The 11,926-nt window shown below is 64.7% G+C and carries 9 protein-coding genes and 1 tRNA gene; 6 read left to right on the forward strand and 4 right to left on the reverse strand.

The annotated features are described in order from the left end of the window. Window positions 1-202: 202 nt before the first annotated feature. The 3 genes from MRBLMU1_RS04090 to MRBLMU1_RS04100 form a co-directional block, all read right to left on the reverse strand. Window positions 203-1,582 carry an undecaprenyl-phosphate glucose phosphotransferase gene (locus MRBLMU1_RS04090; protein WP_363497416.1) on the reverse strand — a complete coding sequence of 460 codons (1,380 nt, stop codon included), beginning with the start codon at window positions 1,580-1,582 and terminating at the stop codon, window positions 203-205. A 5-nt stretch (window positions 1,583-1,587) separates the two neighbouring features. Next, entirely contained in the window at window positions 1,588-2,796 is a 1,209-nt protein-coding gene (gene epsL / locus MRBLMU1_RS04095) for an XrtB/PEP-CTERM-associated polysaccharide biosynthesis outer membrane protein EpsL (RefSeq protein WP_363497812.1), read from the reverse strand. Window positions 2,797-3,115: 319 nt separating this feature from the next. Then, window positions 3,116-5,020 carry an ATP-binding cassette domain-containing protein gene (locus MRBLMU1_RS04100; RefSeq protein WP_363497419.1) on the reverse strand — a complete coding sequence of 635 codons (1,905 nt, stop codon included), beginning with the start codon at window positions 5,018-5,020 and terminating at the stop codon, window positions 3,116-3,118. 251 nt (window positions 5,021-5,271) lie between these two features. On the opposite strand from MRBLMU1_RS04100, the gene MRBLMU1_RS04105 reads away from it, so the two are divergent. The 3 genes from MRBLMU1_RS04105 to MRBLMU1_RS04115 all read left to right on the forward strand — a co-directional run bounded on the left by MRBLMU1_RS04105 (window position 5,272) and on the right by MRBLMU1_RS04115 (window position 9,142). Then, window positions 5,272-6,438 (forward strand): acyltransferase family protein, encoded by a 1,167-nt coding sequence (locus MRBLMU1_RS04105; protein WP_363497422.1) that lies wholly within the window; start codon window positions 5,272-5,274, stop codon window positions 6,436-6,438. Window positions 6,439-6,560: 122 nt separating this feature from the next. After that, on the forward strand, window positions 6,561-7,733 hold the full coding sequence (locus MRBLMU1_RS04110; protein WP_363497425.1) for an acyltransferase family protein: 1,173 nt from the start codon (window positions 6,561-6,563) through the stop codon (window positions 7,731-7,733). A gap of 308 nt (window positions 7,734-8,041) precedes the next feature. Further along, entirely contained in the window at window positions 8,042-9,142 is a 1,101-nt protein-coding gene (locus MRBLMU1_RS04115; RefSeq protein WP_363497428.1) for an acyltransferase family protein, read from the forward strand. A 24-nt stretch (window positions 9,143-9,166) separates the two neighbouring features. On the opposite strand, the gene MRBLMU1_RS04120 is transcribed toward MRBLMU1_RS04115, so the two are convergent. Next, complete coding sequence (locus tag MRBLMU1_RS04120; RefSeq protein WP_363497430.1) at window positions 9,167-9,889, reverse strand: WecB/TagA/CpsF family glycosyltransferase; 723 nt, start codon at window positions 9,887-9,889, stop codon at window positions 9,167-9,169. A 148-nt stretch (window positions 9,890-10,037) separates the two neighbouring features. Here MRBLMU1_RS04120 and MRBLMU1_RS04125 point away from each other — a divergent pair. The 3 genes from MRBLMU1_RS04125 to MRBLMU1_RS04135 all read left to right on the forward strand — a co-directional run bounded on the left by MRBLMU1_RS04125 (window position 10,038) and on the right by MRBLMU1_RS04135 (window position 11,925). Further along, window positions 10,038-10,112, forward strand: a tRNA-Arg gene (locus MRBLMU1_RS04125). 435 nt (window positions 10,113-10,547) lie between these two features. Next, the gene (locus MRBLMU1_RS04130; protein ID WP_363497433.1) at window positions 10,548-11,504 is read left to right on the forward strand and encodes a glycosyltransferase family 2 protein; all 957 of its coding nucleotides are present in this window, start codon (window positions 10,548-10,550) and stop codon (window positions 11,502-11,504) included. Between the two features lie 4 nt (window positions 11,505-11,508). Further along, window positions 11,509-11,925, forward strand: a complete 417-nt coding sequence (locus tag MRBLMU1_RS04135) for a GtrA family protein (protein ID WP_363497436.1) — start codon at window positions 11,509-11,511, stop codon at window positions 11,923-11,925. Window position 11,926 lies beyond the last annotated feature (1 nt).

Genomic DNA, 11,926 nt, shown 5'->3' on the forward strand with positions numbered 1-11,926 from the left:
TTCCTCAGTCACTCGTGGCGGCGCGCCGGCCCTGCGGCAGGCGTGGGGGCAGAGTATGCGTTCCGCGCAAACGATTGTCAATATTATAAAGGCTATGCATTAAATGCAACCTCAACCCGGATTGTGGCACAAATATCGCAATGCAGCATTTCTATTCGGCGTCCTCCCGATGGTCCGTCGTCCGTCGCCCGTCCATGCGGGCCTAGTGGGCATTCTCGCGCTTGGCCACCACCAGCACCGTGCGCACGATAATCCATAAATCGAGCCACAGCGACCAGTTGCGCAAGTAGTCCAGATCGTACTCGATGCGCGCCTCCATCTTGTCGAGCGTCTCGGTCTCGCCGCGCAGCCCGTTGACCTGGGCCCAGCCGGTGATGCCGGGCTTGACCTTGTGGCGCAACATGTAGCCCTTGATCAGCTTGCGGTACTGCTCGTTGTGGGCCACCGCGTGCGGGCGCGGCCCGACGATGCTCATGCGCCCCTGCAGCACGTTGAGGAACTGCGGCAGCTCGTCGAGCGAGCTGCGGCGCAGGAAGCCGCCGACCGGCGTGATCCGCTGGTCGCCCTTGGTCGCCTGCACCACCTTGTCGCCGTTCTCGGTCACCGTCATCGAGCGGAACTTGTAGACGATGATCTCCTCGCCGTTGAGGCCGTAGCGGCGCTGCGGGAAGATCACCGGTCCGGGCGAGGTCAGCTTGATGGCCACGGCGATCACCAGCATCAGCGGGATCAGCATGATCTGGATCGCCAGCGCCAGCACGATGTCGCTGCAGCGCTTGATGATGCTGTTGACGCCGGTGAACGGCGACTCGCGGATGCCGATCACCGGCATGCCGCCGACGCTGCCGAAGCGCGCCTGCATCAGGTCGAACACATAGATGTCGGGCAGGAAGTAGACCGACGCGGTGGTGTCCTCGAGCTCGTCGAGCAGCTGGCGGATGCGCGGCTGGGCCGAGATCGGCTGGCTGATGAAGATCATCTTGATCTGGTGCTGGCGCACGTAGGCGGCGATGTCGGACATCCTGCCCAGCATCGGATGGGCCACGCCCTCGACCCGGCGCTCCGGGCCGCGGTCGTCGAAGTAGCCGTGCACGTTCATGAGCAGGTTGGGCAGGCGGCCAATGGTGGCGGCGAACTTGACGCTGACGTCGTTGGCGCCGACGATCACCACCGAGCTCAACTGCCCGCGGCGGGGATCGGCGCCGAGCCGGTGCGCCGCCAGGTGGCACAGCAGCATGGCCACCGGCGTGGCCACCATCCACACCACGACCACGGTGCGGTCGTAGTGCGGCACCATGCCGCTGGCGTAACCGATCAGGGTCAGCAGCACCACCGTCAGCAGCCAGCCGAGCACCAGGTCGCGCGCGGCGGCCCAGCGCCCGCCGGTGTGCCAGCTGCGGTAGGGATCGATATACTTGTAGACCGACGAGGCGACGAAGAAGGCGATGATCGTCAGCACCAGCGAGTACCCGGTGAAGCTGGCGCCGAGCGCGACCGTGCATAGATACAACATCCCCATGATGATCAGGGGATCGACCACGCGCTCGAAAAAGGTGATCAGGGGACTCTCGTTGACCGTCATGACGCTTAGAACTTTACGGTGGCGGTGAACGAGAGGCCCTTGGCGCGGTAACTCGACGTGAACGCCGCGGCGCTGCCGGAGCGGCGGCTGGTGAAGCCGTTCAGGTTCAGGCTTACCTGGCGCCAGGCCTGGTAGGTGACGCCGAGCGAGCCGGTGCGGGCGTTGTCGGTCAGGCCGCTCAGGCCGGTGACCCCGGTGAGCGGCTCGAACTCGCGCCGCTCGTACTTGAGGTTGGCGTTATAGGTCAGCTTGGCCGTCGGCGCCCACGACGCGCCGGCGCTGACGCCGGTGCTCAGCGCGCTGTTGACGAAGACGCCTTCGGCGGCGCCGAACTCGCGCCAGACCATGGCGTTGAACTGGGTGTGGCCCAGCGGCGTCCAGTTGGCGATCAGGCGGCCGTTGACGCCGCTGTCGTCGCGCTGCTTGTCGGTCTCGTGCGTGCGCCGCACCCAGCCGCCGAGGAAGGTGAGCTGGGTCACGCCGCTGGCGAGCCAGTGGATGTTGACCTTGAGCTCGTCCTGGTCGTAGCCGTTGTCGATGGCCGCGCCGGTGAACGGGTTGACGCCCTGGTTCGGATACTCGCCCTTGAGCCGGCGCGCCACCATGCCGAAGGTGCTGCCGCTGCTGGCGATGTAGTCGAAGCCGGCTTCGGCGGTCTTCTCGGTGCGGTTGTTGAAACTCTGCGCCGGCAGGTCGAAGCCGAAGCGCTCGTTGATGTAGCCGGCGTGGACCTGCCACGACGGGTGGAACAGCCAGTTGCCGTCGACGTAACGCTTGGTGTCGGTGCGCAGGTTGCGCTGGGCCGAGCTGAAATCGGCGAACGAGGCCAGCGACTCGCTGTAGCTGGCGCCGGCGTGGCCGCTCAGGTAATTGCCCAGCTGCCACTTCCATTCGCCGGCGGCATCCTTGCCTGTATAGTCGAGTTCGCTATTCTTGTCGAACGCCACCTTGCTGGCGCGCGCCGAGGCGGTCACCACCTGGCGCCCGATCGGGCGCTCGAGCGCGACGCCGGCCACCAGCGTGGTGTAGGTGTCGGACTGGGCCGCGTCGGAATTGCGGGTGTTGTCACGGCGCAGCAAATTGTCGTCGTAAGCATAGCCGGCCGACACGTAGGGCTGGATCGTGTCGCTGATCTGGGCCCGCGCGGAGGTGGTGAACAAGCCGCTGATAATCAGCGGCAACGCGATGAGTTGCCCGGCGCCGGGCGCGCGCATCAGGCCCACGGCGCCGTCCGCGTCGACAGGGGAAACGGCCGGGAGGTTTTTGTAAGCGATCTCAACATTTTTTTGCTCTTAGTCCTAGAGAGTGTGTGCCCGGGACGGCGCACCGTGGAAAACCCCGTGAAACAGCCCCGTTTCGGCAGCGCCGCAAGCGGGGCCGCGACGGCGACGCTGAATCATATCACCGTGATAACAAGACTTCCACACATTACATTTTTGACGGCTGCCGACGGTCGCCGGCGCCGTAAAATTATATTTGAAGCAACCTTGGGTGTCTATACCGCACCGCAACATTTTTTCGTCCGCGCACGCCTCAACGCTGACGCGCCTCGATCTCTTCCCACTTTTCCAGCGCGGCCAGCAATTCGGCCTCGATCTGCTCGACGCGGGCGTTGACCCGCTTGGCCTCGGCCGCCTGTTTCTTGTAGAAATCCGGGTCCGACAGCTGCAGCGCCAGCGCGCTCTGCTCGTCCTCGAGCGCGGCGATCAGTTTGGGCAGCTCGTCGAGTTCGCGCTGTTCCTTGAAGCTGAGTTTTTTGGCCTTGGCGGCCGGCGCCGCCATCGTCGAGACCGGCTCTGCCGCCTTGACGGCGGCCGGCTTGGCCTTGGGCGCCGCCGCCACCGTGTCGCGCACCCGCTCCCAGTCGCTGTAGCCGCCGACGAACTCGCGCCACTGGCCCTGCCCCTCGGCGACGATGACCTGGGTGACGACGTTGTCGAGGAAGGTGCGGTCGTGGCTGACCAGGAACACGGTGCCGGTGTATTCCTCGAGCAACTCCTCAAGCAATTCCAGGGTGTCGATGTCCAGATCGTTGGTCGGCTCGTCGAGCACCAGGCAGTTGGCCGGCTTGGCGAACAGGCGCGCCAGCAACAGGCGGTTGCGCTCGCCGCCGGAGAGCGATTTGACGGGCGAACGGGAGCGCTCGGGCGAGAACAGGAAGTCGTTCAGATAGCTCATCGAGTGCTTGCGCTGGCCGTTGACCTCGACCCAGTCGCTGCCAGGCGAGATGGTGTCGATCAGGCTGGCCTCCTCGTTGAGCTGGGTGCGCATCTGGTCGAAGTACGCCACCTGCAGCTTGGTGCCGAGGCGCGCGGTGCCGTTGTCCGGCGACAATTCGCCCAGAATCATCTTGAGCATGGTGGTCTTGCCGGCGCCGTTGGCGCCGATCAGGCCGACCTTGTCGCCGCGCAGGATGGTGCCGGTGAAGTTGTCCACGATGACGCGGTCGCCGAAGCGCTTGCTGACGTTTTCCAGCTCGGCGACGATCTTGCCCGAGCGCTCGCCCGAACCGACCTCCAGCTTGACCTGGCCCTGCTGCTCGCGGCGCGCCGTGCGCTGCAGGCGCAACGCCTCGAGGCGGCGCACGCGGCCCTCGTCACGCACGCGGCGCGCCTTGACGCCCTTGCGTATCCACACCTCCTCCTGCGCCAGGAACTTGTCGAACTTGGCGTTTTCCACCTCCTCGTTTTCCAGCTGCTCGGCCTTGCGGGTCTGGTAGGTGGTGAAATTGCCCGGATACGACAGCAGGCGGCCGCGGTCGAGTTCGATGATGCGGGTGGCGACGTTGTCGAGGAAGGAACGGTCGTGGGTGATGAACAGCACGCTGCCCTTGAAGTCGCGCAGCAGGCCCTCAAGCCACAGGATGGAGGTAAAGTCCAGGTGGTTGGTCGGTTCGTCGAGCAGCAGCACGTCCGGCGCCGACACCAGCGCGCGCGCCAGCGCCACGCGCTTTTGCATGCCGCCCGAGAGCGTCTTCATCAGCATGTCGCCGGTCAGGTTCAGCTTGTCGAGCACGGTCTCGACCTTGTTCGACAGGTTCCAGGCGTCGCCGGCGTCGAGCTTGACCTGGATGTCGTGCATGCGCTCCATGACGGCGTCGTCGTTGCCCTGGCCGAACTGGCCGGTCAGCGCGTCGTATTCCTTGAGCAGCGCCGGCAGCTCGCCCATGCCGGCGGCGACGGCGTCGTGCACCGTCATTTCCGGATCGAACGCCGGCTCCTGCTCGACATAGGCGATCTGGATGTTTTGCTGCATCACGAGCAAGCCGTCGTCGAGCTTGAAGCGGCCCGAGATCACCTTCAGCAGCGACGACTTGCCGGTGCCGTTGCGACCGATCAGACCGACGCGCTCGCCGGCCTCCAAAGAAAATTCCGCGTGATCGAGCAGCGCGACGTGTCCGAACGCGAGTTGCGCCGAAGAAAGAGAGATGACAGCCATAGTGAGTAGAGTGTGTTGACGCCGCGCCGCGAGCGGGCGCGCCGTCGTTGAGATGGGAAGAAACGTGCATTGTACCGACAGTGGCGCTCAAGGTGCCAGTTTCCTTCGCGCCGGCGCGGCGCTCCGGCGCCCGGCGCGCGGCAGACTTGGCAAGAAAATAAATAAAGTTATCAATTTTTAAATAGTTTCATTATAATATCCAGCACCCGCCGTCCCGCGCGGCCCGCCTCCCAAAACTGATCGACCACCCCATGACCGTTGCCGCCAGCCCCGCCCCCAAACAACATCTGCTCGGCCTCGATGTGCTGCGCTTCGCCGCTGCCGCGATGGTGCTGTTTTTCCACTTCTGCTACCTGGCGACCGTCAGCCCGCACGGCTTCATCGGCAACGCCACGCGGCAATCGCTCACTTTTCCCGAGACGATCCCGTTCACCCATTTCGGCTGGGTCGGTGTGCAGGTGTTCTTTGTGATCTCCGGCTTCGTGATCGCCTTCTCCGGTGAAAAAGCGACGCCGTTCGGGTTTTTCGCCAGCCGCGTGGTGCGCCTGGGACCCGGCGCGTGGATCTGCGCGCCGCTGACCCTGCTGGTCACGGCCGCGCTCGGCTTTGCTTCGGCCAAGGACATGATGGGCGGCCTGCGCCACAGCATGGCCTTCCTACCGTGGGGCCCGTGGATCGACGGCTCCTACTGGACGCTGGGCATCGAGCTGGCGTTCTACGCCACGGTGCTGGCTATTATCGCCCTGGGCCGCTTTACCCTGGTGCGGCCGCTGGCAATGGTGCTGGGGGCGCTCAGCGCGCTATTCTGGCTGGCCGTGGCCATGGCCGACCCGGCGTCCGCACTGGGCCACAAGCTGGCCGCCGCGCGCGAGTCGCGACTGGTCGTTTTGTTGCTGGTGCACCACGGCGTGTTCTTCGCGCTGGGCGTGTTCCTGTGGCTGGCGCTGGTCAAGCGCCAGGCGCGCGCCAATCTGGGATGGATCGCCCTGCTGCTGGTCGCCGGCTGCATGCAGATCGTCGCCGAAAACGCCCGCGTCAACACCCAGTACGGCGTACACAACAGCGCACTGGCGCCGTGCGCCATCTGGCTGGCGGCAATGGCCCTCATGGTGTGGTCGGTCAGGGCCAATGCGCACTGGCACCGTTTGCCCGGCGCGGCGCGCGGCGCCATCCGCACCGCCGGCATGATGACCTTCCCCCTGTATCTGGTGCACCAGGTGGCCGGCGGCGCCATCATGGCCGCGCTGGTGCTGGGCGGCTGGAACCGCTGGCGCGCGCTGGCGGCGACCGTGGCGCTGGTGCTGGCGGCCAGCTGGGTGATCGCCAAGCATCTCGAACCGGCGCTGCAACGCGTGACAAAACAAGCCTTGCTGCTGATCCGCGCTTACCTGCCGGGTGGCGTGCGGCGGGCAGCCTGAGGCAAGCGGCCGATTCCTACCGAACGCGGCCATTCCGGAAAAATCGATATAGTTGTCGAGGATAAAATATTTCCGTGAAAAAACCGGGGTCGCGCGCGACCCCGGCCACAACGACCGCCCCCATGACCGTTACCACTAGCCCCGCCCCCAAACAACATCTGCTCGGCCTCGACGTGCTGCGCTTCGCCGCCGCCGTGATCGTGATGTTTTTCCACTTCTGCTACCTGGTCACCGTCAGTCCGCACGGTTTCATCGGCAACGCCTCCCGGCAGGCGGTCACTTTTCCCGAGACGGCCCCGTTCACCCATTTCGGCTGGATCGGCGTGCAAGTGTTCTTCGTGATCTCCGGCTTCGTGATCGCCTTCTCCGGCGAGAAAGCGACGCCGTTCGGGTTTCTCTCCAGCCGCGTGGTGCGCCTGGCGCCGGGGGCGTGGATCTGCGCGCCGCTGACCCTGCTGGCGACGATCGCGGTCGGCTTCAGTCCGGCCGAGGAGATGTACCGGGGCTTCCGCCACAGCGTGGCCTTCCTCCCGTGGGGTCCCTGGATCGACAGCGCCTATTGGACGCTGGGCATCGAGGTGGCGTTCTACGCCACGGTGCTCGGCATCATCTGCCTGGGCCGCTTCTCGCTGGTGCGCCCGCTGGCGATGGTGCTGGGCACGGTCAGCTCGCTGTTCTGGCTGGCCGTGACCGTGACGGAGCCGGCGTCCGGACTCGGCCTCAAACTGGCGGCCGTGCGCGAGTCGCGCCTCGCCGCCCTGCTGCTGGTGCACCACGGCGTGTTCTTCGCGCTCGGCGTATTCCTGTGGTTGGAGCTGGTCAAGCGCCACGCGCGCGCCAACGTCGCGTGGATAGTCGCGCTGCTGGCGGCCGGCTGCGTGCAGGTCGTCGCCCACAACGCGGGCGGTAACGCCGAGTTCGGCGTGCACAACGGCGCGCTGGCGCCGTGCGTTACCTGGCTGGCGGCGATGGCGTTCATGGTGTGGTCGGTCAAGGCCAATGCGCACTGGCACCGCCTGCCCGACGCGGCGCGGGCCGCGATCCGCACCGCCGGCATGATGACCTTCCCGCTGTATCTGCTCCACCAAGTGGTCGGCGGCGCCATCATGGGCGCGTTGGTGCTGCGCGGCTGGAACCGCTGGGCCGCCCTGGCCGCCGCCGTGGCGCTGGTGCTGGCGGCCAGCTGGCTGATCGCGCAGCATCTCGAACCGGCGCTGCAACGGCTTACCCGGCGCCTGCTGGAACTGTTGCGCCAGCGCCTGCGCCTGCGGGGCGGTTCGCGCCAACCAGGCTAAGCCCGCTCCCACGCGCCGCCGGCAAGACCCCGCGCCGGCGCTACTCGCAGCCACGAAAACACCAGGACTGGCCGGCCAGCCCGGCGCGTTCCGTGCGCAGTCATCTCCCGAACACCTCCAAAGAAAACTCCCGGTCATCGGGCAGCGCGACGCGCGGGAACGCCAGTTGCGCCGGCTGTGTTGCGAGCGTCGCAACTGTAGTTGCAAATATGACATATTGAATGTAATATAGAAATATTCAGTGTCATTTCAACAAACCGCAGCGACGCCGGCCGGACAATGGTCACGCCGCCCAACAGCCATCCACCATGTCCAAACAAAACATATCTTCGCTGCAAGCGTTACGCGGATTGGCCGCGCTGGCCGTCGTCGTCCACCACGTGCTGCGCGCGGTCACGATCAACCTGCCCGCCCAGTTTCAGCTGGCGCCCCCGCCGCCGCTGTCGAACCCCATCCTGGTCGACCTGGGCGCGATGGGGGTCGATTTGTTCTTCGTGCTGAGTGGTTTTCTGATGATGTATATTTCGCGGCCCTACGAACAGGGCACGAAATCGACGGGCGATTTCCTGGCCAACCGGCTCATCCGAGTATGGCCGTTGTACGCCGTGGTGACCCTCTACCTGCTGGGCCAGGCCTACCACAATGCCGGCGCCGGCGGCTCGAGCTTCGACCTCGCTCCGATGCGGCTGCTGTGCTTGTTTTTCATCCCCTCGTTCAACGAGACCGGCATCCTGCAGCCGATTCTCGGGGTCGGCTGGACGCTCAACTACGAGGTGTTTTTCTACCTGGTGTTCGCGGCATCCATCCTGATGAACAGAAACCGCATTCTGGCGATCGCGACCATCCTGGTCGGCGGCGGGTACGCCATCGGCGCCGTCTTGCCCGATGGCTCGGTGCTGCGCGCCTTCCTGTTCAATAGCGTCATCCTGGAGTTTTTGCTGGGCGCCGCGATCGCCAGCGCCTATATGAAAGGCGCACTGGTCGCGAAGCATGCCTATGCCTGCCTGGCGGCCGGACTTGTCGTGCTGGCGATATTCGCCCCGGTGCCGGTGGACCAGGGTTTCAGGCTGCTCACGCGCGGCGTGCCGGCCGCGCTGCTGTTCGCCTTTGTTCTGCTATCGGAAAGCAAGATTCGCTGGCCGCGCGCCATCGTCGTGCTGGGCGACGCGTCCTATTCGATCTACCTGGTGCACATTCCCGTGCTGTACACGGTGGCGCCCAGGGCGATGGGCAAGTTGAGCCGGCTCGGCTACCCGTCCGTCGCCGTCGAAGGCGCCGCGATCGCCGCGATACTGGCGTGCGTCGCGGCCGGACTGCTGTGCCATTTCCTGCTCGAGAAACCGCTGACCCGCTTCGCCAAATATGTATATCAGCAGGCGCGCTGGGGTGTCGCACCCGCTTCCGCATGAGTTAGCGGCGCCGCCTGCGGTGTCCTAGCGGTATTTAAAGCACAGCCGCAGAAACACCAGGATATCCCAGGTATATCGGCGCAGCAGGCGGCGCGGCTCCAGGCTCAGGCGGTACAACCACTCCAGGCGCAGGCGCTGGAACAGGCGTGGCGCGCGCGGCTTGTCGCCCGCCCAGAAGTCGAACAGCGCGCCGACCCCCATGAAGATATTCGCCCGCAGCGTGGCGCGGTGCTCGACGATCCAGTGCTCCTGGATCGGATTGCCCATCGCCACCAGCACCACTTGCGCGCCGCTGGCGTTGATGCGCTCGACCAGGCCGCCCTGGCGCATGCCGTCATAGCCGTCGCAGACGCCGACCACCTGTTGGCCCAGCACCGTGCGCACATGCTCGGCCGCGCGCGCCAGCACTTCCGGCTTGCCGCCGATCATGAACACCTTTAATGGAGTCGGACTCTGGCGGAACAGAAAGGGCGTGAAGTCGGTGCCGTTCAAATTCTCCCTGAACTTCCTGCCATGCAGTAACTTCGCGGCGATATCCAGCCCCACGCCGTCGTTCACCAGCAGCAGCGACGGGTCGCCCGTATGCGCCAGCAGGAAACGACCTTTGACGACCAGGTTGGTGTTGGCAAAAAACAGCATCACTTGTTGGTTGGCATCGACAGCGTGCAATAAGCGGCGCGCCAATTGCTGCTGCGTGGTGCTCTCTACCGGGAACTGGGAGATCGAAATAATGTCTGATTGGTCCATGATGGCGTGGGGAGCTGGGGCCGACTCGGCCAACCTCGGCACTGTAGCGTGGCGTTTCCTGTTTGCCAAGGGTATTCTGCGCGCGCCGGCCCGGCATGGTCCGCACGGGGGGCGCGGCTTGGGCTATAATGCGCTCGCCTCTAGCGTCCTCCCCGTAGCACAATGGATAGTGCACATGCCTCCTAAGCGTGGGATACTGGTTCGATTCCAGTCGGGGGGACCACCGCTCGCGCACGCCTCCCACGGCGGCGCCCATGCGCCCCCCCGGCAGTGTATGATCCGCAATTGGCAAATCGGCCTGCCGCTTCACACCGACAAGTACCACTTCCATCCCGCCTGGCTGACGCCGCAGGACGCGAGCCCCCTCGCCCCTAACGCCGAACCTGCCGCAGTGGCAAGTCTGGATACGCGGGCCGACACGCCAGCCGTCGAAAAGATTTCCAAAAGGCAATTAAGTACACCAAGGCATTTCTTGCCCGTCGCTCGCGGCTGGCCTGGAGCCCCATATTTCATCGCGAAAGTTGGTGTTTGATTTTCCTTTGACAACCTTTTTGTGCAGCGCAGCGTTATACTAGCGGCATTAGGATAAAGTCAACGCGGCGTCGTCGCCCGCAACGCTATATCCGTTGCCCCCGTTCATTTTGAAGGATTGCCAGCAATGACATTCGAACAAAAAAATTTGTCAGATATTTCCGTCGCCATTTTAGTACCCTGCTATAACGAAGCGACCACCGTGGCCAAAGTGGTTGCCGATTTCAAACTGGCGCTGCCAAACGCCACCGTTTACGTCTACGACAACAATTCAAAAGATGACACCAGCGCCATCGCGCTGGCCGCCGGCGCGGTCGTCATGCACGAGCCGCTGCAAGGCAAGGGCAACGTGGTGCGCCGCATGTTCTCCGACATCACCGCCGACGTCTACGTGATGGTCGACGGCGACGACACCTACGACGCCTCGGTGGCGCCGGCCATGGTGCAGCGGCTGGTCGAGGGGCAACTCGATTGCATCAATGCGGTGCGCCACTCGACCGCGATCGAGGCGTATCGCCAGGGCCACGAGTTCGGCAACTGGATGCTCACCACCATCGTCGCCAAGCTGTTCGGCCGCGCCACGCGCGACATGCTGACCGGCTACCGCGTGTTCTCGCACAAATTCGTCAAATCGTTCCCGGTGGTGTCCAAGGGCTTCGAGATCGAGACCGAGCTGACCGTGCACACCCTGGAACTGCGCATGCGCAGCGAAGACTTCGACACCAACTACGGCGCCCGCCCGGAAGGCTCGGTGAGCAAGCTGAGCACCTACAAGGACGGCTTCAAGATCCTGTGGATGATCTTCAAGCTGATCAAGCTGGAGCGCCCTGCCCTGTTCTTCAACACCTTCGGCGCCGCCGCCGTGCTGCTGGCGCTGGCGCTGTTCCTGCCGGTGCTGAGCGACTACCTGCACACCGGCCTGGTGCCGCGCCTGCCGACGGCGATCCTGTCGGCCTTCATCGTCATGCTCGGCATCCTGAGCGCCGTGTGCGGCCTGATCCTGACCTCGGTGACCCAGGGACGGCGCGAAATCAAGCAGCTGTCCTTCCTGGCGACCCCGCGCTACTTCACCCGCCAAAAGTAAGCCCATGCGCCTCGACACCGCCTTCCTCATCAAGTTTCTCCAGTTCGGCTGCATCGGCGGTGTCGTCTTTCTGTTCGACGCCTCCTGCTTCTGGCTGCTGATCAAGCTGACCGGCTGGCCGTCGCTGGCGCGCGTCATCAGCGTGGCGCTGGCCATCACCTTGTCGTGGGCGCTGAACCGGGCACTGACCTTCCGCCACCAGGCCGGCGGCGCCAGCTGGCGCGAACTATTCAAGTTCGCCATCTCGCAACTGCCGGGCGCCTGCATCAACGCGGCGGCCTCGATGCTCGCCTTCACCACGCTGCCGTTCACCCAGCACAACGCTTTCCTGTCGACCGCCGTCGGCAGCATCGCCGGCCTGTTCGCCAACTTCATCATGGCAAATTTCTTTGTTTTCAACAAAAAGAACATTACGCGCTGAC

It is taken from the genome of Burkholderia sp. LMU1-1-1.1 (assembly GCF_040675865.1).
GTDB lineage: Bacteria > Pseudomonadota > Gammaproteobacteria > Burkholderiales > Burkholderiaceae_D > Rugamonas.